This is a genomic window from Streptomyces sp. NPDC059897 (assembly GCF_042730865.1).
In the GTDB taxonomy this organism is placed as follows: Bacteria; Actinomycetota; Actinomycetes; order Streptomycetales; family Streptomycetaceae; genus Streptomyces.
On record NZ_JBHWKQ010000001.1, the window covers coordinates 286,945 to 312,961 of the forward strand.

The 26,017-nt window shown below is 71.4% G+C and carries 23 protein-coding genes and 3 pseudogenes; 5 read left to right on the top strand and 21 right to left on the bottom strand.

The window, feature by feature from the left end; translation table 11 throughout:
- Positions 1–509 precede the first annotated feature (509 nt).
- The 6 genes and pseudogenes from ACFV9W_RS01370 to ACFV9W_RS01395 form a co-directional block, all read right to left on the bottom strand.
- A complete protein-coding gene (locus ACFV9W_RS01370; protein WP_385754891.1) occupies positions 510–1,877 on the bottom strand; it encodes a nucleobase:cation symporter-2 family protein in 1,368 nt (455 codons plus the stop codon).
- A gap of 16 nt (positions 1,878–1,893) precedes the next feature.
- Positions 1,894–2,880: an isopenicillin N synthase family dioxygenase gene (locus tag ACFV9W_RS01375; RefSeq protein ID WP_385754204.1), complete on the bottom strand. Its 987-nt coding sequence runs from the start codon at positions 2,878–2,880 to the stop codon at positions 1,894–1,896.
- 213 nt (positions 2,881–3,093) lie between these two features.
- Positions 3,094–4,413 carry an amidohydrolase family protein gene (locus ACFV9W_RS01380; protein ID WP_385754206.1) on the bottom strand — a complete coding sequence of 440 codons (1,320 nt, stop codon included), beginning with the start codon at positions 4,411–4,413 and terminating at the stop codon, positions 3,094–3,096.
- Complete coding sequence (locus ACFV9W_RS01385; protein WP_385754208.1) at positions 4,410–5,753, bottom strand: uracil-xanthine permease family protein; 1,344 nt, start codon at positions 5,751–5,753, stop codon at positions 4,410–4,412. Before ACFV9W_RS01385 ends, ACFV9W_RS01380 begins: the two co-directional genes overlap by 4 nt.
- 798 nt (positions 5,754–6,551) lie before the next feature.
- Positions 6,552–6,677, bottom strand: a pseudogene (locus ACFV9W_RS01390) (IS701 family transposase); the annotation flags it as partial.
- A 26-nt stretch (positions 6,678–6,703) separates the two neighbouring features.
- Positions 6,704–8,578 (bottom strand): M64 family metallopeptidase, encoded by a 1,875-nt coding sequence (locus tag ACFV9W_RS01395; RefSeq protein WP_385754211.1) that lies wholly within the window; start codon positions 8,576–8,578, stop codon positions 6,704–6,706.
- Positions 8,579–8,654: 76 nt separating this feature from the next.
- Between ACFV9W_RS01395 and ACFV9W_RS01400 the strand changes: the two are divergent.
- A pseudogene (locus ACFV9W_RS01400) lies at positions 8,655–9,081 on the top strand (LD-carboxypeptidase); the annotation flags it as partial.
- 95 nt (positions 9,082–9,176) lie between these two features.
- On the opposite strand, the gene ACFV9W_RS01405 reads toward ACFV9W_RS01400, so the two are convergent.
- Positions 9,177–9,920, bottom strand: a complete 744-nt coding sequence (locus ACFV9W_RS01405; RefSeq protein ID WP_385754214.1) for an FAD-binding protein — start codon at positions 9,918–9,920, stop codon at positions 9,177–9,179.
- Here ACFV9W_RS01405 and ACFV9W_RS01410 point away from each other — a divergent pair.
- Positions 9,919–10,260 carry an SDR family NAD(P)-dependent oxidoreductase gene (locus ACFV9W_RS01410; protein ID WP_385754217.1) on the top strand — a complete coding sequence of 114 codons (342 nt, stop codon included), beginning with the start codon at positions 9,919–9,921 and terminating at the stop codon, positions 10,258–10,260. The two genes, ACFV9W_RS01405 and ACFV9W_RS01410, sit on opposite strands and share 2 nt — an antisense overlap.
- Positions 10,261–10,284: 24 nt before the next feature.
- A pseudogene (locus tag ACFV9W_RS01415) lies at positions 10,285–10,575 on the top strand (SDR family NAD(P)-dependent oxidoreductase); the annotation flags it as partial.
- A gap of 160 nt (positions 10,576–10,735) precedes the next feature.
- Here ACFV9W_RS01415 and ACFV9W_RS01420 read toward each other — a convergent pair.
- The 3 genes from ACFV9W_RS01420 to ACFV9W_RS01430 all read right to left on the bottom strand — a co-directional run bounded on the left by ACFV9W_RS01420 (position 10,736) and on the right by ACFV9W_RS01430 (position 12,986).
- Positions 10,736–11,026 carry a ferredoxin gene (locus ACFV9W_RS01420; protein ID WP_385754220.1) on the bottom strand — a complete coding sequence of 97 codons (291 nt, stop codon included), beginning with the start codon at positions 11,024–11,026 and terminating at the stop codon, positions 10,736–10,738.
- Positions 11,026–12,186, bottom strand: a complete 1,161-nt coding sequence (locus tag ACFV9W_RS01425; RefSeq protein WP_385754223.1) for a Rieske 2Fe-2S domain-containing protein — start codon at positions 12,184–12,186, stop codon at positions 11,026–11,028. Before ACFV9W_RS01425 ends, ACFV9W_RS01420 begins: the two co-directional genes overlap by 1 nt.
- A gap of 134 nt (positions 12,187–12,320) precedes the next feature.
- Entirely contained in the window at positions 12,321–12,986 is a 666-nt protein-coding gene (locus ACFV9W_RS01430; RefSeq protein ID WP_385754224.1) for a hypothetical protein, read from the bottom strand.
- Positions 12,987–13,194: 208 nt separating this feature from the next.
- On the opposite strand from ACFV9W_RS01430, the gene ACFV9W_RS01435 reads away from it, so the two are divergent.
- Together ACFV9W_RS01435 and ACFV9W_RS01440 are read left to right on the top strand one after the other, a co-directional pair.
- Positions 13,195–13,812: a TetR family transcriptional regulator gene (locus ACFV9W_RS01435; RefSeq protein ID WP_385754227.1), complete on the top strand. Its 618-nt coding sequence runs from the start codon at positions 13,195–13,197 to the stop codon at positions 13,810–13,812.
- 132 nt (positions 13,813–13,944) lie between these two features.
- Positions 13,945–14,730: an SDR family oxidoreductase gene (locus tag ACFV9W_RS01440; protein WP_385754229.1), complete on the top strand. Its 786-nt coding sequence runs from the start codon at positions 13,945–13,947 to the stop codon at positions 14,728–14,730.
- A 49-nt stretch (positions 14,731–14,779) separates the two neighbouring features.
- On the opposite strand, the gene hsaA is transcribed toward ACFV9W_RS01440, so the two are convergent.
- From hsaA to ACFV9W_RS01495, 11 genes are all read right to left on the bottom strand, one after another.
- Positions 14,780–15,946: a 3-hydroxy-9,10-secoandrosta-1,3,5(10)-triene-9,17-dione monooxygenase oxygenase subunit gene (hsaA, locus tag ACFV9W_RS01445; protein ID WP_385754232.1), complete on the bottom strand. Its 1,167-nt coding sequence runs from the start codon at positions 15,944–15,946 to the stop codon at positions 14,780–14,782.
- Positions 15,947–15,975: 29 nt separating this feature from the next.
- Positions 15,976–17,595 (bottom strand): FadD3 family acyl-CoA ligase, encoded by a 1,620-nt coding sequence (locus ACFV9W_RS01450; protein WP_385754235.1) that lies wholly within the window; start codon positions 17,593–17,595, stop codon positions 15,976–15,978.
- 5 nt (positions 17,596–17,600) lie between these two features.
- On the bottom strand, positions 17,601–18,395 hold the full coding sequence (locus tag ACFV9W_RS01455) for an SDR family NAD(P)-dependent oxidoreductase (RefSeq protein ID WP_385754237.1): 795 nt from the start codon (positions 18,393–18,395) through the stop codon (positions 17,601–17,603).
- 22 nt (positions 18,396–18,417) lie between these two features.
- Positions 18,418–19,350 carry a 3-oxoacyl-ACP reductase gene (locus ACFV9W_RS01460; protein ID WP_385754240.1) on the bottom strand — a complete coding sequence of 311 codons (933 nt, stop codon included), beginning with the start codon at positions 19,348–19,350 and terminating at the stop codon, positions 18,418–18,420.
- 107 nt (positions 19,351–19,457) lie between these two features.
- Positions 19,458–20,246, bottom strand: a complete 789-nt coding sequence (locus ACFV9W_RS01465) for a 2-keto-4-pentenoate hydratase (RefSeq protein ID WP_385754242.1) — start codon at positions 20,244–20,246, stop codon at positions 19,458–19,460.
- Positions 20,239–21,072, bottom strand: coding sequence for a MaoC/PaaZ C-terminal domain-containing protein (locus ACFV9W_RS01470; protein ID WP_385754245.1), 834 nt, complete (start codon positions 21,070–21,072; stop codon positions 20,239–20,241). Before ACFV9W_RS01470 ends, ACFV9W_RS01465 begins: the two co-directional genes overlap by 8 nt.
- A complete protein-coding gene (locus ACFV9W_RS01475; protein ID WP_385754247.1) occupies positions 21,069–22,256 on the bottom strand; it encodes a lipid-transfer protein in 1,188 nt (395 codons plus the stop codon). Before ACFV9W_RS01475 ends, ACFV9W_RS01470 begins: the two co-directional genes overlap by 4 nt.
- Positions 22,253–22,711, bottom strand: a complete 459-nt coding sequence (locus ACFV9W_RS01480; protein WP_385754250.1) for a MaoC family dehydratase — start codon at positions 22,709–22,711, stop codon at positions 22,253–22,255. Before ACFV9W_RS01480 ends, ACFV9W_RS01475 begins: the two co-directional genes overlap by 4 nt.
- Positions 22,708–23,817, bottom strand: a complete 1,110-nt coding sequence (locus ACFV9W_RS01485) for an acyl-CoA dehydrogenase family protein (RefSeq protein ID WP_385754254.1) — start codon at positions 23,815–23,817, stop codon at positions 22,708–22,710. Before ACFV9W_RS01485 ends, ACFV9W_RS01480 begins: the two co-directional genes overlap by 4 nt.
- Positions 23,817–24,782 carry a bifunctional MaoC family dehydratase N-terminal/OB-fold nucleic acid binding domain-containing protein gene (locus tag ACFV9W_RS01490; protein ID WP_385754257.1) on the bottom strand — a complete coding sequence of 322 codons (966 nt, stop codon included), beginning with the start codon at positions 24,780–24,782 and terminating at the stop codon, positions 23,817–23,819. Before ACFV9W_RS01490 ends, ACFV9W_RS01485 begins: the two co-directional genes overlap by 1 nt.
- Positions 24,779–25,945 carry an acyl-CoA dehydrogenase family protein gene (locus ACFV9W_RS01495; protein WP_385754260.1) on the bottom strand — a complete coding sequence of 389 codons (1,167 nt, stop codon included), beginning with the start codon at positions 25,943–25,945 and terminating at the stop codon, positions 24,779–24,781. Before ACFV9W_RS01495 ends, ACFV9W_RS01490 begins: the two co-directional genes overlap by 4 nt.
- Between the last annotated feature and the right edge of the window lie 72 nt (positions 25,946–26,017).

Genomic DNA, 26,017 nt, shown 5'->3' on the forward strand with positions numbered 1-26,017 from the left:
CGCGACAGTCGCTCGCCGTGTGCCGCCACCCAGCGGCCGCCACGTCACTGATGCCCCGAGCTTTCGCCTGATCCGGCGTATCGGGCGCCCAGTGGTGGAAGACTGCCGACAACGGCCCCCGCCGGGAATCACGAGGAACATCAGCGAGGGCCGCCGGCGAGACCGCGCGGCTCCCCTTCTCGCGCGGCCTCACAGCTCCGCCCAGCGGTTTGCGGCCCAGGAGCGTGCGGGAGGTTCGCCCCGAGAACCGCAGCCGCAGCGGAGCGGCCGGAGCCGCGTTTGTCGGCGATACGGCTCCAGCCGGCTCAATGGCTTCGGTCACCGATCCGGGGTCTGGGGATCGAGCGGCGCAGCGGTGCACCCCCTGCGCGCCGGAAATGGTAAGTCAGGTGCAACTTTTGTCTCAAGGCCCCTTCTCAGCCCGGACCTTGATGAATCGTCACAGGTCAGAGGCGTGTGCGGCCGACGAGGCGGAACGCGGTTGGGGCGCGAACGGGCGGGACCCGTCGTCAAGCCCCCGTCCGCCCCGCCTCCGCCTCGCGCCGCGCCTCCGCCACCGGCGCCCGTACGAACCCGGTCTCAAGTCGTGAACTCCCGCCGTTGAACGCCAGATTGAGGCCGAACGCCAGCAGCGTCGCGCTCGTCACCGGTGAGCCGAGGACGATGCCGACGCCCTCGGGGAAGCGCGAGTACAGGTCGGGTGCCACCTCGGGTGCCATGCCGACGCCGATCGACACCGCGACGATCAGCAGGTTGTGCGTGCCGTCGAAGTCGACCTTGCGGAGTGTGTTGATGCCGACCGCGGCGACCGTCGCGAACATCACGAGCCCCGCCGCGCCGACCACCGGCTGCGGCAACCCGGCGACCAGCGCGCCGAGTTTGGGCACCAGGCCGAGGACGACGAGGATGCCGCCCGCGATCGTGGCGACGTGTCGGCTGCGCACCTTCGTCATCGTCACCAGGCCCACGTTCTGCGCGAACACCGTGTCGAGGAAGGCGTTCATGACGCCTCCCAGCACCCCGGAGAGCCCGTCCGCGGCCAGTCCGCGCGCCATGTCGGCGGTGGTGAGCCGCTTCCCCGTCAGTTCCGCGACCGCGATCAGGTCGGCCGTCGACTCGGCGAACAGGACCAGCATCACCACACACATCGACAGGACGGCGACCGCGGGGAACTCCGGGGCGCCGAAGTGGAACGGGGCGCTGACCCCGATCCAGTCCGCCGTCCGCGCCGCCGAGAATTCGACCAGGCCGAGCGGTACGGCGACCGCGGTTCCCGCCAACAGCCCCAGCAGGACGCCGGTTTGGGCGAGGAACCCGCGCCCGAACCGTGCCACCAGCAGGATCACGACGACGACGAACGCGGCGAGCGCGAGCCGCGAGGGCGCCGCGTGGTCGGCGGCCTTCGGGTCGTTCCCGACGACCAGGTTCACACCTACACCGATGAGCGCGAGCCCCACCACCGTGATCACCACGCCGCTCACCAGCGGCGGGAAGAAGCGGGCCACCTTCGCGAACGGGAAGGCGATCAGCAGCCCGAACACACCGGCCGCGAGCATCGACCCGTACACCGCCTGAAGGCCGTACTCCCCGGCGATCAGGATCATCGGCGTCACCGCGGTGAACGCGGCTCCCGCCATCACCGGCATCCGCACACCGAGGATGCGGCCGACGCCGGCGCCCTGGATCATCGTGACGATGCCCGCGACGAGCAGATCGGCGTTGATCAGGACGGCGATCGTCGCAGCGTCGAGCCCGGCCGCGGCCCCGAACACCAGCGGCACGGTCACACACCCCGTGTACATCACGAGCACGTGCTGGAGCCCCAGCACCGCGAGCCGCCCGAAACCGGCCCGCCGTCCGCCCTTCGCAGGCATCATCACGTCAACCACCCTCCTAGCGCGCGAAGTTGGCAGCGATCCGCTGCTGGATGTAGTCGGCCGCGGTGATCGGCGGGTAGCGGCCCTCCGGGCCCTCGATCAGCACGTCGCGGTCGGCCTGCGCGAAGAACGCGATACTGTGCCGGGCCGACCGGTCGTCGTCCGGGCCCGGTGACTTCACCCGGTGGAAGTTCGACGGGAGCCGGTCGTCGCTCCACCGCATCAGCATGTCCCCGATGTTGCAGGTGATCACGGAGTCCGCCGGCTCGACCGGTGTCCACTCCTGCGCCTCGGCCTCCTTGCCAGGACACACCTGCAACCCGCCCTGCCCGTCCCGCTGGAACAGCAGTGTCAGGCAGTCGAAGTCGGTGTGCGCCCCGGCCCGCCACACGTTCTCGGGGACCACGGCGTCGTCCGGCACCGCGAAGTAGTGCAGCATCCGCAGCGTCGACTGGTACTGCGGGCTCGCCGGATCGTGGGCGCGCGCGAAGAACCCCTCGGGCAGCCCAAGACGGTCCGCGAAGCAGGACAGCACCCGCATCGCGAGGTCCCGGCAGCTCGCCTCGAACACCAGCGTCCGCTCCCGGAACCCGGGCAGCGCGTCGTCCGGCCACAACCCGTCCATGTGCGGACGCGTCAGCTGGTACGACTCCTTCTGATCGGGCGTCCCGATCGAGGGACGCACCTGGGTCATTGACTCCCAGCCGGAGTTGAGCCCCTTCTTCAGGCCGTGCCGCGCCTTGATGTCCTCCGGCAGGGCGAAGAAGGCCTCGGCGTCGGCGAACGCGCCGTCCACGGCTGCGGGTTCGATGCCGTGGTTCACCAGCTGGAAGAAGCCGATGTCGGTGGCGGCGGCCCACAGTTCCTCCGTGATCTCCGCCTTGCGGTGCTCGAAGTCGGTGAGGTCGATGCGGCGGATCTCCCGGGCGGACGTCTCCGTCCCGGCCCCGCCCATGCGGGTCTCCTTGGCCAACTCGTCGAGCGTGTAGGTGGTGTTCGTCATCGCGGCTGTCGCTCCTCGGGCACGGAGTTGCGTACGGGATGCAGTCACCGCCCCTGCGATCCCCAGCACGGGCACTCAGAGGCCCGCGTGCACGGTCGCGGCGGACCCCTTGGTGGGCCCGGGCGCCGTGGGCTGGCGCGGGCCCCGGCAACCGGGGCCCGCACGCGATGGGGTCAGCCTGCACGGTGTGTGTTACCGGTGCGGATCACGGTGTTACGCGGCGGTAAAGCCCAGCCCTGCCGCCAACTCCCGTGACGGCAGCCGGACATGCTCCCCGTCCCGTACCAGGACCTCCCCGTCGACCAGGACTGCCGCCACCGTCCTGCTGCCCGCACACGTCAGCAGCGTCGCCCCTGGATCGCGTACCGGGAGGCAGGCGTAGTCCCTGTCGAAGCGGTGCATTACGAGGTCCGCCCGCATCCCCACCCGCACCCCGCCGTCCGGGTTCTCCTCGATCCCGAGCACCCGGTTCGCGCCGCCCGCCGCCATCGCGAACATCTCGGGGAACCCGAACAGATCGGCCTTGCGGTGCGCGGCCCGTTGCAGGTAGGCGCCGATGCGCAGGGCCTCCAGGATGTCCTGCGTGTCGTTGCTGGCGGCCCCGTCGACCCCGAGCCCGACGCTCAGGCCTGCGTCCAGCATCTCGGGCACCGGCGCGATCCCGCTGCCGAGCCGCATATTGCTCAGCGGGTTGTACGAGACACCGACACCGTGCCGGGCGAGGGTGGCCCGCCCGCCGGCGTCGAGCTCCACGCAGTGCACGGCGAGCAGCCGCTCCCACAGGAACCCGGCCCGCTCCAGATACTCGACGGCTCCAACTCCCGTACGGTCACGGCACATCGCGTCGTCCGTCGTGGTCTCCAGCAGATGCAACGAGACCGGCAGCCCGCGTTCCTCGGCGTACGCGCGCACGGCGCCCATGCCCTCCGGCGTCAGACACCGCGGATTGGGCACGGCCACACCGACGTCCACCCTGCTGCCGCGCGCCTGCGCGATCAGCTCGTCGGTGTGCGCGAGGGCCTCCTTCAGCGGCTGCATCAGCCGCGGATCGAAGCCCCACTTACGGCTCCGGTCGGCCCGGTCGGCGACGCCCCGGCACAGCACGGCCCGTACGCCGCTGTCCTTGAGGGCCCGCAGCACCGCGTCGTGCACTTCGGGCGACGGGTGCGGCCACATGTGCTCGACGAGCGTGGTGGTGCCGCTGCGCAGTGCTTCGGCCGCGGCGGCGGCAGCGGTCGCGTAGGCCCGCTCGGGCGTGAGCAGCGCCGCCTCGTCACCAACGGCCCTCAGCCATGCGAGCAGCCCGAGGCCCTCGCCGATGCCGCGCAGTCCGGCCTGGAAGAGGTGGGTGTGGGTGTTGACGAGGCCGGGTGTGAGGTGACCGCCCCCTCCATCCAACACCGCGCCCTCACGCGGGAGTTCACCGTTCGGTACGAGCGCCGTGACCCGCCCGTCGGCGATGTGCACATCCGTCCCGGGCAGCCAGCGGCCCCCGCTGTACACGGTGACGTCCGTGATGGTCCCAAGTGTCATCGGGCGGGCTCCTTCCGGGGACGGGCCGCGCCCGTGTGGTGGAACAGCAGATTGAGCAGGAACGCCACGATCCCGGTGACGGCGATACCGCTGTCCAGCACGGTGCGCACGTACGAGGGCAGCGGCGCGTAGAAGTCCGGCGCGCCGACCGGAATCATGCCGAGCGCGAAGGCGAGGGCGACGGTCAGCAGATTCCGCGGCTCGGTCAGATCGGCGCGCGCGAGGATGCGCAGCCCGACGGCTCCCACGGTCCCGAACATGACGAGCGACACCCCGCCGAGGACGGGTCCCGGCACGGCGGCGACGGCGGCCCCGAGCACGGGCACGAACGCGAGCACCACCATCAACACCCCGGACAGGGCGACGACATGACGGCTCTTCACACGTGTCACGCTCACCAGGCCCACCGACTGCCCGAACGTCACGATGGGGAAGGAGGCGAGCGCCCCCGACAGCACGGTGGCGGCCCCGTCCGCGCGCAGCGCCCGTACCACGGTGGGCGCGTCGTCGCCGCGGCCGACGATCTGGCCGACCGCGAGGGTGTCACCGACGGACTCCACCATGTTCACGAGCTGCACGACGAGCATGGCCGCGATGGCGGGCACCACGAACGTGGGCGCCCCGAAGGCGGTCGGATCGGGCGCGGTGACGACGCGCGCGTCCGCGACCCCCGACCCGTCGAACAGCCCCAGCGGCAGCGCGGCCAAGGTGCCCACGCCCATGGCGAGCAGCACCGAGAACCGGGCGAGCGCGGGCGGCGCGAGGCGCTCCACGACCACCACGAGCAGCACGGTCCCGGCGGCGAGCGCGAGCCCGCGCCCACCGCTGCCGCCGGCCCCCTCCCCCACGATCAGACCGGCCGCCGAAGGCACCAGCGAGAACCCGATGACGGCGATGACCGTCCCGGTGACCAGCGGCGGAAACAGATGCAGACAGCGCCCGAACCACGGAGCGACGGCCAACGTCACCAGGCCGGACACGACGGTCGCCCCGAACACGGCGGCGAGCCCGTGCTCCTGCCCGATCAGGATCGCAGGGGTGATCGCGGTGAACGTGGACCCCATCACGATCGGCAACCGCGCCCCGAACCACTTGAGCCCCAGCGACTGCAACACGGTGGCGACGCCGCTGACCAGCAGGTTCGCGCTGATGAGCAGCCGTATCCGGTCCTCGGGCAGATGCAGCGCGGTCCCCACGAGCAGCGGCATCGTGGCCATGCCCGCGTACGCGACGAGCAGATGCTGCAGACTCAGCGGCACGAGCCTTCGCCACGGCGGCCGTACGTCGACGGGGTGGGGCCCTTGGTGTGCGGGCGCGACGGCATGCTCGACAACAGCCATCGTTCCTCCTCACAGCTCGGCGGAAGACGGCTGGTTAGCCCCCGGGCAAGCCCCACACCCGGACACCCACCGGCCGTTGCAGCCATGACCGGTGTGGGGGTGACGGTAGGGAGGTGGTGTTTCGGCGGCGTTGCGCACAGGAAACTGGGGCGTAGCTGAACGGCACGCCGGGGATACCGGTCGGCCACACACGGGAGATCAGGGGGGCACCGATTCACATGCCCTCATCACCCTAGCCAGCCAAGGGGACACCACTCCCGACCCCACTCCCCCTGGGAACGGCCCCCACCAGAGCGAGAAGCGCATGCACACCCCCAAAGAGCCACCCACAGAACGGGAGCCATGCGTAACAGACCGGACTCCGATGGGAACACGCGCGCAAGCATGCGGATATGCGCGCATCGGCCCGAGTAGGAGCAACAGAAAGAGGGCCGTTCGGGAACGACCCTTCGCTGCGGCGATCGATCGTTCGAACGCGTCACCGGCACGCAGCACGAGCAGTTCGTCGAACCAGCGCCCCGCGATCTGCGGCCCCAGGGGCATGCCGTCGTCCGCGAAGCCGGAGGAACGCTCATCACCGGGTTTCCGGTGGTGTCCCAGTAGCCCGTGTACACGGGCCCGACGCCATCGGGCTGGAAGAATCCGGCCTTGACCCGTTCCAGGGAAGCGGCACCGCCTCCGGCGATTGGGATGAGGATGAGGATGAGGTCGATATTCTCGAAGGTCCGCCGGATCGACTTCTGGCCGACGCGGCGGGCCCGTTGGGCCGGGAGGTAGTCGGCGGAGCTGTAGTAGAGGTCAGCGCCGGAGGGTGAGGAAGGCCTGGGGGGCGGTGCCGAGTGTGACGTGGTGGTGCCTGCCGCGCCAGGTGCGGCCCTCGATGCGGCCCAGGCCCAGGCCGTCCGTGAGTTCGCGGTAGTCGTGGTTCGCAGGCCCCGCCCCCTCCCTTCTCAGCCCTGCTTCTCGACCAACGTGACCTCGAACTTCCGCGCCGCGGCGATGTTCCCGGCCGCGTCGATCGACCGGTACTCGATCGTGTGCGTGCCATAGCGCGGCGTCGGGTCGTCCCACGGCACCGCCCGGGCGTCGCCGAGCTTTCCGTACACGAGGTCGTCGATGACGGTGCCCTCCGGCGTGAACCGGAAGGGCGCGTCAGGGTCTGTCGGCCAGCCGTAGTACGTGTGCCAACCGTCGCCGTTCACCCGGAACTGGCTGACAACGGCGCCCTCCTGGTCGTCCCGGCCGGTGAGCTTCATCGTGAACGGGCCGTCGTACACGTAACGCGTGGGCAGGCCGGGCTTCTTGACGGTCCGCAGCGGAGTGGACAGCTCGTAGGAGGTGTCCGCCGACTTCGTGTCGACCGTCCAGGTCAGGACGGAGTCACCGGTGCGGGCCGTGACGGTGTGGGGCGTGCGGCGGAGCGCGCCGAGGTCCAGGTCGCGGTCGTTGCCCGGGTTCGCCACGTCCTTGCCGTCCACGGTCCAGCGCACGCGCGGCGTTCCGGTGGCCGGATGGGTGGTGTCCGCGTGGATCACGGTCCGCGCGCCGACCGGGGCGTCGGTGGCCGTGTGATGGGTGAACTCGGCCTGGGTGGCATCCGGTTCGGTGACGAGTGAGCCGTCCACGGTCCATTCGACGCTGCGGGTCATTGCTTCGGAGCCCCGGATCTCGGGGTCGCGGACGAACGGGGTGGGGTCGGTGACGGTCGCGGTCAGCTTGTGCTTGCCGCGCCCGAGGTCGATGCCGAGCTTCTTGAGGTCCAGAGTGCGGACGCTGTGCGCGACCGGCTTCCCGTCCAGCCGCCACACGGTGTCGAGTTCACCGCCGAGGGGGTGCATGGTGTCGACGAACACGGACCGGTCCGCTCCCACCGGGGCGGAGTTGGGGGTGTGGTCCTGGACCAGGTTCACCTTGCCCGAGATCGCCTTGACCATGGCCTCGCGGCCGACCTGGTCGAAGGCGTAGCCGAGGGTCTTCATCATCGAGTGCTTGCTGGGCCGCCAGACACCCGTGGTGCTGTACATGCCGCCCTCGTACGTCCCGATCCTGCCGCCCGAGAGGCTCTCCTCGCCCAGCCAGCGCCACCACTTCTTCTTGCGGTCGGCCAGCTGCCCGGCCGTGAGCGTGGTGTGGTGGACGGACGCGGGTTCGCCGCCCTGGTAGGCGTCGCCGGGCTCGCCACGGCCGTAGTAGTCGTACTCGTCCTGGAGTTTGCCGAGCGAGTGGCCGATCTCGTGCGGCGTGATCAGCGAGGACAGGGCGTTGCCACCCGACGCCGTCGCGTACGTGCCGCCCGCCCCGCCGTAGGTGTCGCTGTTGCCGAGCGCCACGATCTGCCGGTTGGCCGTGGTGGTGCCCGACACCAGGCCGGCCTGCGCGGTGGCGGCCGCGCTGTCCACGGTCAGCAGCCGCTGCACGCTGTCCGCGTCGCAGCCGCCCCAAAAACCCATGCCGAGGCGGGTGTCGCGGCGGGGCGCGTCGAGGGCCGGGTCGCAGTCGACACCCGACTCCGCGGAAGGGGCCTCGACGGCCCAGACGTTGATGTAGGAGCGGTACGAGGCGAACGGCTCGATCGACCAGAGCACGTTCATGTGCCGCTCGACGTCCGCACGGAACTCGGGCATCTCGTCGGCCGTGTAACCGTCGCCGAGCACCACCATGTTGAACCGCTTCTCGGCGGGTCCGGTCTGCTGGATCGGCACGACGGTCGCGTCGGCCGTCGCATCGGCGGCAGCCGCGGGCGTGGGTGTGGCGCTCAGGGCGCACGCGGCGAGGAGGGCGGCCGCGGCGGCCAGCGCCATGGGTCTTCTGTGGATGATCGACATGGACGCAGAGCGTATGGGTGACCCAACAGCCCGTAAAGGGGCAGGTGTTGGGGATCGACCGCCCAGCACTCCACGCCTGGCGGGCTCCGGGCACGTCAGCGCTTCGGTCCCGGAACGCGCGAGCGAACTCATGTCGATACTGACCGACCCCACCATCAGGCGATTGTGCCTCCGTGGGGCGGAGAGACCGCGATTGACCTGCTGCCAGTACTCAACTGGGACTCCCTACCAAGTGCCCGACGGACTGCGATCATGGCTCGACATCGTCGCAGCGCTCCAAGGACACCGGTTCACCCAGACCCGCCCGGACGCCACCGGAGCACCGGCATCGCCGCCTGCCCTGGCATACGCGCGTACACGCTCGACTCCGCGGGCACCTGGACCCGGCTCGACGGCGGCGGTGACGTGGAGGCCGAGGGAAGACTGATCGGCGGCTGCATCGAAACTCTGTGAATCTCGCTGGGACGGCCTCCCCCGACTTCTCGACCTTCGACCGGGTAAACGGACTGGTCATCGGACCGAACCAGGGTTCTCACGCGGGATACCCCAGATCTCGCCAACACCCTCCCGGCGGCCGGGTCCAAGACGACATCAGGTGTCACGCAGTGGCAGTCAGGGCCACGTGCTCACCCACGGCGAAGCCCCGGGTGATCGCCGATCCGAGCGTGGCCCCACCACCCGGGTAGGCGTCGTGGAACGCCGTCGCCGAGCAGTTTCCGGCCGCGTACACGCCGGGGAGCGGCGTTCCGTGGACGTCCAGGACCCGCCCCGCCAGGTCGGTGCGCAGGCCGCCTGCCGTGCCGAGGACGCCGGCGTGGACGGGTACGGCGTAGAACGGGGCCTTCGCCAGCGGTGCCAGGCACGGGTTGGGGGCGTTGGCGGGGTCGCCGAGGTGGCGGTCCTGGTCGCTGGAGCCGCGGCCGTATTCGGTGTCCACGCCGCGGACCGCGTCCGTGTTGAAGCGGTCGAGTGTCTGCTCCAGGCCGGTCGGGTCGATGCCGCAGGCGTGGGCGAGGTCGGCGGGTGTGTCGGCCGCGTGCATCCAGTCCTCCGGCGTGCCGGGGGTGGAGCCCGCGATCGCGTATCTCTCCAGGTAGGTCCGGTCGACGACGAGCCATGCCGGGGTGTTCCTGCGGCGGCCGTCGCGTGGATCGGTGTTTCCGAAGGCCCGGTTGAGGTCGTGGTAGTTGGTGGCTTCGTTGACGAAGCGGTGGCCCTGCGCGTTGACCAGGACGGAGCCGGGCAGGGTCAGTTCCACGTTGCCCATGCGGCCGGACGGCAGGCCGTCGTAGCGCTGGGTGGGGGCCGTGATCACCGGGACGCCCCAACCCGACCAGACCATGACGCCCGACACCCTCGGCACGCACCCCGTGCTGCCCACCAAAGCGTTCTGGCCCAACCGCTTCGCCGGACAGGTGTTCTTGGTGACCGGGGCCGCCGGCGGCCTCGGATCCGCCACCGCACGGCGCCTCGCCCGAGAAGGCGCACACGTCATGTGCACCGACATCCGCTCCGGCGGCACCGCGGACGGTTCCGACCCCGACGACTGCCTCGCCCTCGACGTCACCGAACGCGAGCACTGGGACCGGGCCGTAGACCACACCATCACCACCCACGGCCGTATCGACGGTGGAGCGTGGGCAGCAGGGCCGCGAGTCCGTGGAAGCAGCCGTCGAGGTTGACGGCCATGGTGGTGGCCCACTTGTGCCGCCTACTCAGCCTCGAAGGCCGCCCTCGTGGCCCTCATCAAGACCGCGGGCAAGGAAGCCGCCCGCGACGGAGTCACCATCAACTGCATCGGCCCCTCCGTGATGCGCACCCCGCTCATCAACGCCCTCAGCCCGGAACGCAACGCCCAGCTCCTCGCCCGCGTCCCCGTGGGCCGCATCGGAGAACCCTCCGAACTCGCCGCACTCGCCACCTGGCTCCTCTCCCCCGAAGCCACCTACATGACCGGCCAGCACCTCGACCTCAGCGGCGGACGCAACACCGCCTGATCTGCCGGCAGAACGGCATCACCACCCGGCTCACCAAGCCCCGGCCCGCCGGAGAACGAGGGCCCGAGCTTGTCACATGTCCCGGAAGGGCATCTCAACTGGTGACGAACGGGGGAGCCGTTGCGACCGGCGTGCGCTCCCTCCACGGACCTCGCCTGGTTCAGCAGGCCTCCGCCTCGACGTCCGCCGCGTCGCTCCGGACCCGTATCCGCCCGTCGACCGCGGCCTCGCCGATCGCCGTCATGAGGCTGCGACACGTCGCGAACGGCATCGCCCTCTGCCCGCGCCCGGCGGCAGGGCGTTCCGCGCAGGTGCGCAGCGCCTCGGCGTCCCACTGGATGCTGGTCTGCTCCCAGCTGCTCTTGCGTGCTTCCACCCGCGCGCCGCAGGCTCCGCAGGCGACGGCGACCATCGGGGCGTCATGGAGCCGGCTGTCAGGCCGTACCACCATCAGGCCGACCCGCTCGCGGTGGCCGCGGCCGAGTTCTGGTCTGCGAGATTCTTCTCGATCTCGGCCCGCCAGGCCTCGTTGGGCCGGGTGGTGTCGATCTCGAACTCAAACCGGTCGGTCATCTCGGCGCTCACATCGGCGGCATCGACGTAGAACTGCTCGTACCAGCGGCGCAGTTGGTAGACCGGACCGTCCTCCTCGCACAGCAGCGGGTTGTCGATGCGCGCCTTGTTCTGCCAGATCTCGACGTCCTGCTCGAAGCCGATCTTGATGAACTCGCCCAGTTTCCGGGCCACTTCGTCGGCGCTCTCGCCCATGTGATCGGCGCGGCGCACGATGATTCCGTACTGGAGCACGAACGAGTTCTCGTCGATCGGGTAGTGGCAGTTGATCAGCACTGAGTTCACGTCGCCGTCGGCGTAATGGTACGTGAGGTCGTCGATCATGAACGACGGGCCATGGTAGGTCGCCACGGAGGTCTGGCCCAGCATTTTGGGGACGCCGCTGCCCTCCGCCTGGGGCCGGCGCACGTCCTCGCGGCCGACGCCCTTCATGAGCTGGGTCGCGGTGTGTCCCTCGAAGATGTTCTTGAACTGGGTGGGGAACGAGTAGTGCACGTAGAAGAAGTGCGCCATGTCCACCACGTTGTCGACGATCTCACGGCAGTTGGAGCCGTCGATCGTGACGGAGTACCAGGACCAGTCCGTCCACTCGTCGCTGGTCGCTCCCTCGATACGGGGGATCGTCACGTCCTCGGGCGGCGGGTTGCCCTCCGGATCGTTCCAGACGAACAGCAGGCCGTCCTGCTGCAGGGTCGGGTAGGCTGCGGTGCGGGCCCGCATCGGGACGCGGCGGGCGTACGGGATCCGGGTGCAGCGCCCGTCGCCGCCCCAGCGCCAGGAGTGGAAGGGGCACGCGACGTCGTCGCCCTCCACCGTTCCGCGGGAGAGGTCGCCTCCCATGTGCCGGCAGTAGGCGTCGAGGACGTTGAGCCGACCGTTCGCCGAGGCCCAGACGACCAGCTTCTGCCCGAAGGCGCGGACGGTGTGCGGCGCGCCGTCGTGGAAGTTCTCGGCGAGCCCCAGGCAGTGCCAGCCGCGGGCGAATCGGGCCGGAAGCACGTCCGCCTCGATCGTGCGGACTTCGGGCGAGGTGGTCATGTGTGGCCTTCCCTTCCACCGAGCCTGCGCTCGGGACGGTACGGGGCGGATGCGCGTCGCCCGCCGACGTGGCACGGCTCGGGTGACGTCCCGGGGAACGTACGGCGGGCGATGGCCCGCACGACCGGCCGGTCTCACTGAGCGGTATGTACGGGTCCGGGCGGTCGCGGGCAGCCCGGTGGCCGCGCCGATCGCCACCGCCGCTTCGACGGGTTCGCCGGTGTTGGTGCCGGCCGGTGCCAGGGAGCGGTCGGAGCTGCCGGGGACGCCGTGGGCGCGGCGCAGGCGCTCGTTTTGCTCGAAGCCGCCGGCAGCCAGCAGGACGCCCTTACGGGCGCGGATGCGGACGCGCCTGCCGTGGCGCTCGGCGAGAACCCGTTGACCCGCTCGGGCGTGGTGACCAGCTCGTCCATGCGCGTGTCGGTCAGCACGGCGCCGTGTCCGGTGCGGTGGCAGGCGAGCAGGTCGCCCAGCTCCGCCGGGCCGAGCGCGCGGGGGACGAACAAGCGTCCGCCCGGCACCCGGCCGGGGCGGTCGAAGTAGTCGGGGAACACTTGGACGCGATCGCCGGGTCCTCCTCCAGCCGCTCGACGAGGGCGGGCGCCTGTGCCGGGGAAGGCCTCCCGCTTGTCGGCGTCGCTGTCGCCCAGCAGCGCTTGGAGGTAGGCGCGCGCCGATTCGGTGGAGTCGGCGACGACCACCGTCTCCAGGCCCGCGCGGGCGGCCAGCTGGGCGCCGGTCAGTGCCCCGCCCCCGGATCCGACGACGACGTCGTACTCCTCGTCCCATTCCTGCGTCACGGTTCGCCCTCCCGCAGTCGCCGGCGCCCGGCGCGGTCCCACTCAGCAGTACGCGGAGGTGCGCGGTGGTGCCGCAGGCGCTGGGATGGGCGGGCGGTCCTCACGTGTCCTCGGGTCCGCGGCCGCCTTCCGTCCGGACCTCGGGAGGGGCGGCACCGATAGCATGGTGCGCCGCAGGATGCGATCACGAGCCGGGAGGAGAGGATCCGTGCCCAGAGTCGCCGAGCACCGACCAGCCGCGGAGCCGCAGTCACCCGGGCAGAAGGCGCGGTACGCGCGCATCCTGGACGTCGCGTCCCGGCTGGGGGCCGAACGGGGCCTTGACCATGTGCAGATGCACGACGTGGCCAAGGAGGCCGGTGTCGCCATCGCCACGCTCTACCGGTACTTCCCCTCCAAGACGCACCTGTTCACCGCGATCATGAGCGACCAGGTCGACCACATGGACGACGAGTCGCCGGAGATCCACGCCGCCGCCGACCCCGTGGACGCCGTCGCGGAGACCCTGTTGCGCTCGACGCGGCACATGCTGCGCACCCCGCTGCTGGCGAGCGCGATGATGCAGAGCAACTACGCCGCGCACACGGCCACGGTCAGCGAGGCCGCCGCGATCGAGGTCAAGGTGCTTCGCACCTTGCTCCGGCTGCTCGGCCTCGAACACCCCACGGACCGGGACACACGGCTGATCCGGCTGCTGATGAAGAGCTGGCACGGGGTGCTCGTGTCCGCGATCTACGGGCACACGACCCCCACCGACGCCGAGATCGAGATCCGGCTCGCGTGCGAGGTGCTGCTCGGCGCCCGGTCGAACGCCCCCGGGCACTGAGGCGTCGGCCGTTCGCGGCCCTGCTCCGCTCCCGGTCAACGGGACGGCTCCCGCCCCCGCCCGGCCCGGCTGCTTCGATCGGCCGGGACGACGACAGCCGCCGGGCCGGTGTCCGGCGGGGAGGGCGGAATCATGGACATCGACAACCCGCTGGACTTCACGGGCCGGGTCGTGGTGGTGACGGGCGGGACCAAGGGCATCGGCTTCACCACCGCGGAGACGTTCCTTGCGGCCGGGGCGCACGTCGTGGTCTGCGGGCGGAGCGAGCCGGGCTCGCTGCCGTCCGCGGACGGTCGGCAGGGGGTGTTCGTGCCCGCCGACGTGCGTGACCCCGGGGCCGCGGGCGGCCTTGTGGAGGCGGCGGTCGACCGTTTCGGACGGCTTGACGTCCTGATCAACAACGCGGGCGGGTCCCCCGACGCCGACGCGGCGACCGTGTCGCCGCGCTTCGTCGAGAAGATCGTCGCGTTGAACCTGCTCGCGCCGTTCTACACCGCGCAGGCGGCGCACCATGTGATGCGGGCCCAGGACGAAGGCGGCTCGATCATCAACATCGGCAGTGTCTCCGCACACGACCCGCAGCCGGGAACGGCCGCCTACTCGGCGGCGAAGGCCGGGCTGCTCGGCCTCACCCGTGCCCTGGCCGTCGAGTGGGCGCCCAAGGTGCGCGTCAACCACATCACCACCGGGCTGATCCGCACCGAGAGCGCCGCCTCCGTGTACGGAGAGGACGGCGGCGCCGCGGTCGCCGGTGTGATCCCGATGGGGCGGATGGCCGTGCCTGCGGATGTCGCCCGGACCTGCCTGTACTTGGCCGGGGGCCTGGCACGTTACGTCAACGGCGCCGATGTCGCGGTGCACGGCGGGGGCGAGATGCCCGCCCGCTACTTCGCGGCGAAGGCCTCCGGCGCGCGGTGAACACGGGGCCGGGGCCGGGACACGTCGCCCCGGCCGCCCGGGCACTTGCTCAGACCAGGTTGTCCTCGACCGTCAGGCCCAGTGCGTCGCGGCCGTACATGGCCAGGGTCCGCTCCACGTCGTTGGCGACGTGCACGCTGCCCGCGTGCGCGTCGCGCCAGACCCGTTCGATGGGGTTGCCGCGCCGCAGCGAGTGGCCGCCCGCCGTCTTGAACAGCAGATCGATCGCGGCGACGGCACGCTCGGTGCCGCGCACCTGGTCCCGGCGGGTGCGCAGGCGCAGCTCCATCGGGATCTCCTGGCCCGCGGCGGCCCGCGCCGTCAACTCCCTGATGTTGTGGTCCATTTGAAGGACGGTCGCGTCGATCTCGGACGCCGCCCGTGCGATGGCCACCTGGGTGTACGGGTCCTCGGCGAACCGGCCGCCTCCCAGGCTGAGCCGGGTGCGTTCCTTCATTCGACCGACGTAGGCCTCGTAGCCGCCCGCGACCGCTCCGACGACGGGTGCGGTGACGGCGCTGGTGAAGACGGCCGCGAACGGCAGCCGGTACAGCGGGCCCGGGTTGGCCTGCTGTCCCGGCCCCTTGAGCTGGGCCTGCTCGTAGTTGCGGATCAACCGGTGCCGGGGGACGTGGGCCTGTTCGACGACGATGTCGTCGCTCGCGGTGCCGCGCAGCCCCACGACGTCCCACGCCTCCTCGATCCGGTAGTCGGACCGCGGCACGAGCACCGTCAGGAAGTCGACGGGCCGGCCCTGGTCACCGACGACGAGCGCGCCGAGCAGCGCCCAGCGGGCGTAACCGCAGCCGGAGGAGAAGCTCCACCGGCCGGTGAGCCGATAGCCGTCGCCGACGGGGGTGAGCCGTCCCACGGGCGCGTACGCGGACGAGATCAGGGTGTCGGGGTCCTCACCCCACACCTCCGCCTGCGCCTCGGCGGCGAAGAGCCCCAACTGCCAGGGGTGCACGCCCAGTACGGAGGTGAGCCAGCCGGTGGAGCAGCAGGCCGCCGAGATGGCCCGCACCACCTGATAGAAGTCGAGCGGGTCGGCCTCCTGCCCGCCGAAGGGGCGGGGCTGGAGCATCCGGAAGACGCCCGCGTCGGTCAGCTCGCGCAGGGTCTCCTTGGGGACGCGCCCCTGCTCGTCGGTGGCACGGGCCCGGCCCGCGATGTCCGGCAGCAGGGCGCGCACCGTCTCAAGAACCGTGTTCCCCATGTTGTGTCGTCCCCTTCAGGTGTCCTGGTTCAGGTGTCCTGGCGGACGTCCAGGTCGGTCTTGCGGATCTTTCCTGCGGCGTTGCGTGGGAAGGCGTCGAGGATGACGACCTCGCGGGGCACCTTGAAGTTCGCCAGGCGTTCGCGGCAGAACCCGGTCAGTTCCGCGGGGGTGGTCTCGGCGCCGGGCCGGAGGGTGACGTAGGCGCGTCCCACCTCGCCGAGCCGGTCGTCGGGGACGCCGATGACGGCGGCCTCGGCGACGGTGTCGTGTCGGCTGAGGAGTTGCTCGATCTCGGCCGGGTAGACGTTGAACCCGCCGACGACGAACATCTCCTTGGAGCGTCCGGTGAGGGTGAGGTGTCCGTCCTCGTCGAGGTGTCCGACGTCCCCGGTGGTGAGCCATCCCTCGTCGTCGACTGCGTCGGCGGTGGCCCGGGGGTCGTCGAGGTAGCCGAGCATCACGTTGTAGCCGCGGACCAGGACCTCGCCGTCCCGTCCCGCCGGCAGCGGTCGGCGGGCGGCGTCGACCACTCGCACCTCCACGCCGTCGATGGGACGCCCGGCGGTGCGGGCGATGGTTTCGTCGCTGTCGTCGGCGCGGCAGACGGTCACGGTGCCGCAGGACTCGGTGAGGCCGTAGGCAGTGACCACGATCGGGAAGAGCTCCGCCCGTACGCGTGTGACCAGGGCGACCGGCACGGTGGCGGCGCCGGTGACGGCCAGTCGCAGGGACGACAGGTCGTGGCGGTCACGGCCCGGCGCGTCCAGCAGCGTGGTGAAGATCGTTGGGGGCCCCGGCAGGACGGTGATCGACTCGTTCTCGACGAGCCGCAGTGTCTCGGCCACGTCGAAGACCGACTGCAGCACCATGGTCGCCCCGCGCAGCAGACAGGCCATGACGCCCGCCTTGTAGCCGAAGCTGTGGAACATGGGACTGATGATCAAGTACCGGTCGCCGCGGGCGAGTCCGGTCCGCTGGGACCAGGCCAGGTAGGTGCGGACGTTCTGGCGGTGCGTGGTCATCACGCCCTTGGGCCGTCCCGTGGTGCCGGAGGTGAACAGCACGTCCGACACATCGTCCTCCCGTACGCCCGCCGCTCTGGCGGCGGCGTCGCCGGCGGGCACGGCGGCGCCGAGGCGCAGGAAGGCCGGCCAGGAGGTGGCGCGCGCCTTCCGGCCTTCTTCCCCGTCGTCACCGTCGTCCAGGTCCACCACGTGGGCCAGTTCGGGGAGGCCGGGCACGGGGCTGCGCTCCCCCGCCACGGCGCCGATCATCGCCAGGTAGCCGTTGCCGAGGAAGCCGTTCTCGACGAGCAGCAGCCGGGCGCGGCTCTTCTCCAGTACCCAGCGGGCCTCCTCGCCCTTGTACCGGGTGTTCACCGGTACCAGAACAGCTCCTGCGCCCAGCACACCGAGCGCGGCCGTGATCCAGCGGGCGCTGTTGGGTGCCCACAGCGCGACCCGTTCGCCGCGCCGGACCCCCAGGGCCAGAAGGGATCTGGTGACCGCGCGGGCGTCCGCGTGCAATTGACGGTTGGTCAGCCGCAGATCGCCGTCGACCAGGGCCTCCGCGTCCGGGAAGGACGCGGCGGCACGGGCGAGTACGGCGGGGACGGTCGTGTGGTCCGTGGCGTGGTCGAACGGCATGCCCGTCACTCCTTGGGCAGGAGGCGCTGGGACGCCTCGTGGGCGCCGCGGACGAGCTGCGCGCGGTCGCGGACGGCGGCGCGCTGCTCGGCCGTGGCGAGGTTTCCGCCGGCCACCCACAGGGGCCCGTCCGCGAGGTGTTCCAGGCCCTCGCGGGCCACGTCGTCGGGGTCGGCGACGTTGAGGCCCGGCAGGTCCATCCGCAGGCCCGCCCGTTCCATCGCGGGGGTGCGGGTGACTCCGAGGACGAGTTCGAGGACGTGCACGCCGTGCGGCGCGAGCTCCAGCCACAGTCCCTCGGCGAAGACCCGGCTGAAGGCCTTCACCGCGGAGTAGACGCTCAGCCGGGCCTGGCCCATGTAGCCGGCGAGGGAGCCGACGAGCAGAATGCCGCCGCGGCCGCGTTCCTTCATCAGCGCGCCGAAGTGGTGGGTGAGGGCCAGCTGCGAGGTGACGTTCAGGTCGATCACGCCCTGGACGCGGTCGAGTTCACCGCCGACGAACTCGTGGCCGTAGGTGTTGGCTCCGGCGTTGAAGACGAGCAGGCCGACGTCGAGGCGGTCGGTGACGGCGCGGACCGCCTTGGGCGCCCCGGGATCGAGCAGGTCGAGCGGGAGGGTGCGCACCTCGACGCCCTTGGCACGGGCCTCGGCGGCCGTCTGCTCCAGGGGGCCCGTCTTACGGGCGATGAGCACCAGGTTGATCCCGGCGTCGGCGAGTTGATGGGCGAAGCAGGCACCCACCCCCTCGGATCCGCCGGCGACGACCGCCCACGGGCCGTACACGTCCTTGTCGATCATCGGCTTCCTTTCGGGCTGTGTCTCAGCTGCCGGGCGTGGGCTGCGTACCGGTGGTGTCGAGCGCGGCGACGCTGTACGCGGCGAACGTGCGGTGCGGGTCGCGACCGGAGAAGTACGGGGACAGGTCCGCCTCCAGCTCCTCGGGGCTGAAGGTGCCGTTGGGGGCCGTGAACTTCTTCTCGACGGTGGGCGGCGCGAGGAGCGCGACCATGTCGCCGTAGACCACGAAGACCTGGCCGTTGATTTCTTCGGCGGCCGGGGACGCCAGGTAGCCGACGAATGTCGCGACCCGCTCCGGGGCCATGATGTCGAGGCCGCCCTCGGGGGTTGCGCCCGTGCCGAACGCCTCGGCGGTCATGGCGGTGCGGGCGCGCGGGCAGATGGCGTTGGCGCGGACGCCGTAGCGCGCGAGGCCCTGCGCGGTGGCCAGGGTCAGTGCGGTGATGCCCGCCTTGGCGGCGGAGTAGTTGGGCTGGCCGGGGGCGCCGAACAGGAAAGCCTCGGATGAGGTGTTGACGACCCGTCCGTAGACCGGGCCGCCCACCGCCTTGCTGGCCGCCCGCCAGTGCGCGGCGGCGGCGCGGATGACGGCCGCGTGACCCTTGAGGTGGATGCGGATGACGTCGTCCCAGTCGGACTCGGTCAGGTTGAACACCATCTTGTCGCGCAGGACGCCTGCGTTGTTGACCACGATGTCCAGGGTGCCGAAGGTCTCCAGGGCGGTGCGGACCAGACGGTCGCCCATGGACCAGTCGCCGATGTCCCCGGTGACCGCGGCCGCTTCGCGGCCGAGGGCCTTGATCTCGGAGACGACGTCCTCGGCGGCGGGGCCCACATCGTTGACGACGACGTTGGCGCCCTGCTCCGCCAGCGCCAGCGCCTCGGCGCGGCCGAGGCCGGCCCCGGCTCCCGTGACGACGGCGGTGCGCCCTTCAAGGCTGGTCCTCGTGCTCATGGTGCCTCTTTCGTTCCTGTCCTGCGGGGTGGATACGACGCGGCGAAACTAGTATGAATTCTGGTTTCACCGTCGCGGCTGTCCCGCTGAGTGGTCACACCGCGGGCCTAGACGAACCGGACCGACACCTCGCCAAGACCCTCGAACTCCGCCCGGAAGTCGTCCCCCGGCCGGGCGTCGACCGCCGCGGTGCACGAGCCCGGCAGGATCACGTGCCCGGCCTCCAGCCGCACCCCGAACGCCGCGACCTTCCTTGCCAGCCACGCGACGGCCACGGTGGGGTCACCCAGAACGGCACTGGTGCGGCCGCGCACGATCTCCTCGCCGCCGCGGAACAGCACGGCACCGATGTCGGCCAGGTCCAGTTCGCCCGGCGCGACCCGGGTCGCGCCCAGGACGACGCCCGCGGACGAGGCGTTGTCGGCGATGGTGTCGGCGAGGCCGATCCGCCAGTCGGCGATCCGGCTGTCGATCAGTTCGAGGGAGGCGACGACGTACTCCGTCGCGGCGAGGACGTCCTTCTCGGTGCAGTCCTCGCCGGGCAGGCTGTCGCCGAGTACGTAGCCGATCTCCACCTCGATGCGAGGGGAGCAGTAGCGGCCGGCCTCCACCGGGGTGTCCTCGGACAGCTCCATGTCCGAGAGCAGATGGCCGTAGTCCGGCTCGTCGACGCCCATCATCCGCTGCATGACCTCGGAGGAGAGCCCGACCTTGTGGCCGCGCACGCTCATCCCCGGGTCGTCGAGACGCCTGCGGATGTTGCGCAGCTGGATCTCGTAGGCGTCGACGACGTCGATACCGGGGAACGCCGAGGTGAGCGGGTCGACGGGGGTACGGTCACGTTCCGCCCGCCACAACAGAGCGGCGGCTGCGGCGCGTTGGGACGCGTCAAGCATCGGAGGTCTCCTTGTGCTGTCGGGTGGCGGCGGCGAACCGGGCGCGGACGCCGGTGAGGACCGGCCGCCCGCACGCCGACGCCTCCAGGCGCAGCCCGCTGGGCCCGTCGTCCCAGGCGTCGGCGGTGAGCCGGTCGCCGGGGAAGACCGGGGCGCTGAAACGGCCTTCGAGGTCCGTCAGGTCGGCCGGGTGGGCGCCCAGGGCCCCGGCGGCGGGCAGGGTGAGGGCGGCGAGGGTGCACAGGCCGTGCAGGAACGGCCGGGGCATGCCCGCGGCGCGGGCCGCCCCCGGGTCGACGTGCATGTGGTGCCAGTCCCCCAACAGCCGGTAGTGCGCCGCCTGTTCGGGATATGTGGCCAGGGTCAGTCGACGGCCGACAGGGCCTTCGGGGCGTCGCGGGGAGGCTGGCCCCCGCTCGCCCCCGAAACCGCCACCACCGGGGGCGAACAGGGACCACGTCGCCAGGAAGTGTTCGCTGTCCACCTCGACGTCGAAGACGGCGGCGCCGCCCTTGTCCCACACCTCGGCGACGCGGGCCGTCATCGTCACCTCCCCCGCCCGCGGCAGCGGGCGGCGCACGGTGAGGCGTTGCGCGCCGTGCACCGCGGTCGTGGTGTCGAAGGCACCGAGCGCGCCGAGGGCGTCGGGGGCCCACTGGGCCAGGGTCAGCGCGAAGGTCGGCAGCACCCGGAGGCGTTCCTCGAAGACGAGGTCGAGGTCGTCGGCCCGCGCACCCACGGCGAGGGCGTAGAGGATGGTGTCGCGCTCGGTGTACGCGACCGTGCGCGTGCCGAGGGTGTGGCCGCGCCACGGGGAGGCGGTCACCGGTCGGCCCCCAGGACGAGACCGCTGGTCGGCACGCCGGTGCCGGCGGTGACCAGGACATGGCCGACGTCCTCGGGCTGGTTCACGGAGGTGCCGCGCACGAGGCGGACGGCCTCGGCGATGCCGTTCACGCCGTGCAGATAGGCCTCGCCGAGCTGCCCGCCGTGTGTGTTCGTCGGCAGCCTGCCGCCGAGTTCGAGGTGCCCGTCGGCGATGAAGTCCTTCGCCTCGCCGACGCCGCAGAAACCCAGCTCCTCCAGCTGCGGCAGCACCAGCGGGGTGAAGTGGTCGTAGAGGACCGCGGCGTCGACATCATCGGGGCCGAGGCCGCTCTGGGTGTACAGCTGCCGCCCGACCAGGCCCATTTCCGGGATGCTGCTGATGCGTTCGCGGTAGTAGCTGGTCATCATGTGCTGGTCGTCGCCCGAGCCCTGGGCGGCGCCGAGGATCACCGCGGGCGGCTGGGGCAGGTCGCGGGCGCGTTCGGCGGAGACGATCACCAGGGCCTGGCCGCCGTCGGTCTCCTGGCAGCAGTCCAGCAGGCGCAGCGGTTCGGCGATCCAGCGGGACGCCTGGTGGTCATCGAGGGTGATGGGGCGGCCGTGGAACCAGGCTGCCGGATTGTTCGCCGCGTGCTTGCGGTCCACGACCGCGACCCGGCCGAAGTCCTCGCTGGTGGCGCCGTATTCGTGCAGATAGCGCCGGGCGAACATCGCCACCCACTGGGCTGGGGTGTTCAGGCCGAACGGTGTCATCCACGAGTACGCGGCCCGGTCCGCGCCGGTGTTGTCCATCGCCCGGTCGGCCTGCCCGAGGCCGTAGCGCTCGCCGGAGCGCTCGTTGAAGGCGCGGTAGCAGACGACGACCTCGGCGACGCCGGTGGCGACGGCCAACGCCGCCTGCTGCACGGTCGCGCAGCCGGCTCCGCCGCCGTAGCCGATGCGGGAGAAGAAGGTCAGCTCGCCCATGCCCGTGTTGCGGGCGACGTGGATCTCGCCGCTGGTGTCTGCGGTGAAGCTGACCAGGCCGTCGACGTCGGCGGGGGTGAGTCCCGCGTCGGTGAGGGCGGCGAGGACGGCCTCGCAGGCGAGTTGGAGCTCGCTGCGCCCGGAGTTCTTGGAGAACTCGGTGGCGCCGATGCCCACGATGGCGGCACTGCCGGTCAGCGCGCTTGTCGTGGTCATCGCGCGCCGACCTCCTTCGGCGACCGCGGAAGACGTACGGCGACGGAACCGGTGACGTGGGCGCCGAGGCTGTTGGTGCCGCGCACGGCGATCTCGACACACCCGTCCGCGTCGCCGTCCTCGTCGGCCTTGGCGGTGACCGTGCCGGTGAGCACCATGGTGTCGCCGGGGTGGTTGGGGGCGCCCAGGCGGATGCGGATCGAGCGGAGGGCCGCCGCCGGTCCCGCCCATCCGGTGATGTACCGGTCGACCAGACCGTTGCTGGTCAGGATGTTCATGAAGATGTCCTTCGACCCACGGGCGCGGGCCAGTTCGGGGTCGTGGTGCACGTCCTGGTAGTCGCGGCTCGCCAGGGCCGTCGCGACGATCAGGCTCCGGGTCACCGGGATGTCCAGCGGCGGCAGTTCCTCACCGACCGCCACCTCGTCGTACGTGCGAGTGGTCGGTGTGCTCACGAAGCCACCGCCTTGTCCGCCAGCAGGTCCCCGAGCCGGCAGAGGTCCCCGGCCGCGCCGCCGAGGGTGGTGGCGAGCTGCTTGCCCCACAGGAAGTGGCGGTGCACCGGGTAGTCGGTGTCGACGCCGATGCCTCCGTGCACGTGCTGGACGCGGTGGACGACGTTCAGTCCGCCCTCACCGGCCCACCACTTGGCGACCAGCACCGCCTGCTCGGTGTCCTGCCCGTCCACCAGCGCGGTCACCGCCTGCCACAGGGTCACGCGCATCGCGTCGATCTCGATGACGCAGTCGGCGAGTTGGTGCTGGACGGCCTGGAAGGTGGCGAGCGGGCGGCCGAACTGCTCGCGGGCGCCGAGGTGGTCGGCCGCGTACCGCACCGCGCCCTGGGCCACGCCCAGTTGGACGGCGGCGAGCGCCGTGCGGGCCCGGTCGACGACCCACTCCAGCACGCCGCTCCCGGGTGCACCGACCGCCTCGGCGGGGGTGCCGTCAAGGTCGAGGTGGGCGCTCAGGTCGTAGGTGGTGGTCTCCGCCGGTGTCCACGACGTGCCGGGCGCGTCGCGGCGGACGAGGAAGAGACCGGTGCCCGCGTCGGTCGTGGCAGCGACCAGCACGTGCGCCGCGCCGGCCGGGGACGGCACGACCGCCTTGATGCCGGTGAGCCGCCAGCCGGTCCCCTCGGGCACGGCCGTGGTCAGCGGCGTGCCGGGCTCCGCGGGGGCGAACTCCTCCAGGGCCAGGGTGAGCCGGCTCGTACCGTCGGCCGCGTGCGGCAGCAACGCGGCGCGCTGTTCGGCCGAACCGTGCGCGTCCACGGTCAGGGCTCCGAGGACGGCCGGCCAGAGCGGCACGGGTGCCACGCGGCAGCCCTGCTCCTCCAGCACGACGCTGAGTCCGGCCAGGCCCAGGGCGGCGCCGCCGGCCTCTTCGGACAGCGGGGCGGCGAGCAGTCCCGCGGCGCCCAGGTCCGTCCAGAGTTTGTCGTCCACGCGGGACCCGGACGTCTCGACCGCCCGCAGCCGTTCGGGCGTGGCATGGTCCGTGAAGATCTCACGGGCCAGGCTCCGCAACTCCTCGAGATCTTCTCCCAGCGAGAAGTCCATCAGTGGTCCTCCGTGGCGACGGGCCGGAACACCGGCAGGGACAGTTCGGGGTCGGCGTCGAGCCAGTCGAGGACGACGGGCATGTCGACGGTGACGTCCTCGGGAGCGACGCCGGTCAGGTTGGTGATCAGCCGGGTGCCCTCGGCGAGTTCGACGACCGCGACGACCAGCGGGTAGTCGAACGCCGCGTGCCTGGGATGGTGGTTGACCGTGAAGGTGTGGACCCGGCCGCGGCCCGAGGCCCGTACGGTGTCCCACTCCAGCGAGCCGCAGTGCGGGCAGCAGGGTCCAGGCGGGTGGCGCAGTGTCTCGCAGGAGGCGCAGCGCTGGACGACCAGCCAGTGCTCCTTGGCCGCCTCGAACCAGAAGGCGTTGTCCCGGTTGAGGGCGGGGCGCGGTCGAAGGGGGCGGGGTTGCGCAGGAGTTGAGTCTGTCGGCCGGTAGCGCAGGGTGCGCCAGCGCTGAGTGGCGACGAGCTCGCCGTCCTGGTCACGGTAGGTCTTCAGGGTGGTGACGAAGCGGCCGGCGCCGAGTCCGGTCTTCTTCTCCGCCGAGATCGACTCCACGATCTCCTGTACGTGGACGTGGTCGCCGGGCACGAGTTCCCGGCTGAACTCAAGTTCCGAGTCGGTCGCCACGACGGAGGTGTAGCCACCCTCTTCGAGGAGTGCGACCAGTACGTCGAAACCGCGGCGGCCGGGCGGCGGGGCGACGGTGGCGGCGTAGCCGCGCATCGTCCATGCCTGCACCATCGACGCGGGCGCGACGACGCCCGGCCGTCCGGTGGCACGAGCCTCGCCCTCGTCGGTGTAGACCGGGTTGGTGTCGCCCATCGCCTCGACCCAGTGCCGGATCATCGGCAGGTTGACCGGGTCCTGGCCGGGGGTGAGGGGGCTCAACTCGCCCCCGGTGAAGGCCTGGAGCCGCTTCTCGTAGTCATCGCCGTGCTCGGCGTGCTCGCTCACTGCCCACGCCCCTTGCGGGGAAGGCCGAGTCCCTGGACGGCGACCATGTCGCGCAGCACCTCGTTGACGCCGCCGCCGAAGGTGTTGACGATGCCCTGCCGGGAGAGCTGTTCGACCTGTCCCGCCAGGGCCGCGCCGGGCGACTCGGGCCGGACGCGTCCCGCCGCGCCGAGGATCTGGCTCAGGGTGCGCTGCACGTCGATGTGGGTCTCGGTGCCGTAGGTCTTGGCCGCGCCGGCGTCCGCGCCGGTGAGCCGGTCGTGGGCGACGGCGTCGGTCATCTTCCAGTTCATCAGCCGCATCGCCTCCAGGCGGGCGTGGGTGCGGGCGAACTCCTGGCGGACCCAGGGCTGTTCGAAGGTGCCGTTGTCCTTCGCCCACTCCAGGACCCGCTCCCACAGCTGGATCATGCGTCCGCCCAGGGCGGCCAGGCCGATGCGTTCATGGTTGAGCTGGGCCGTCATCAGCCGCCATCCGCCGTTGATCTCGCCGACCACGTCAGCGGCGGGCACCCGGACGGCGTCGTAGTAGGTGGCGGTCACGACCATGCCGCCGACGGTGCGGATGGGGCTCCAGGAGAAGCCCCTGCCGTCGGTGGGCACGATGAGGATGGAGATGCCGCGGTGCTTCGCCGCGTCGGGGTCGGTGCGGGCGGCCAGCCACACGTGGTCGGCCGTGTTGGCGCCGCTCGTGAAGATCTTGCCGCCGTCGACGGTGAAGTGGTCGCCGTCGCGCACCGCACGGGTGCTCAACGACGCCAGGTCGGTGCCCGCGCCCGGCTCGGTGTAACCGATCGCGAAGACGATGTCACCGGAGAGGATGCCGGGCAGGAACCGCTTCTTCTGCTCCTCGGTGCCGTAGGCCATGAGCGTGGGCCCGACCGTGTTGACGGTGACGAACGGGAAGGGCAGGCCGGCCCGTTGGACCTCGTCGAAGAACACGTACTGGTCCTCGACCGAGCGGCCCTGGCCGCCGTACTCCTCGGGCCAGCCGATGCCGAGCCAGCCGTCGGCGCCGAGCCGGCCGACGATCTCGCGGAAGCGGGGGCCGCCCACACCCTCCTCGCCGGCGCGGCGCCGTTCGTCCTCGGAAAGCAGGCCCGAGAAGTACGCCCTCAGCTCGCGGCGCAGGTCAAGCTGCGCGGCGCTCTCGCGCAGGTGCATGTGTTCTCTCCAGTCCTCTCGATCGTGTTCTCGCCCGCGCCGTCCGTCAGGACAGGAGGTCAGGGCAGGAGG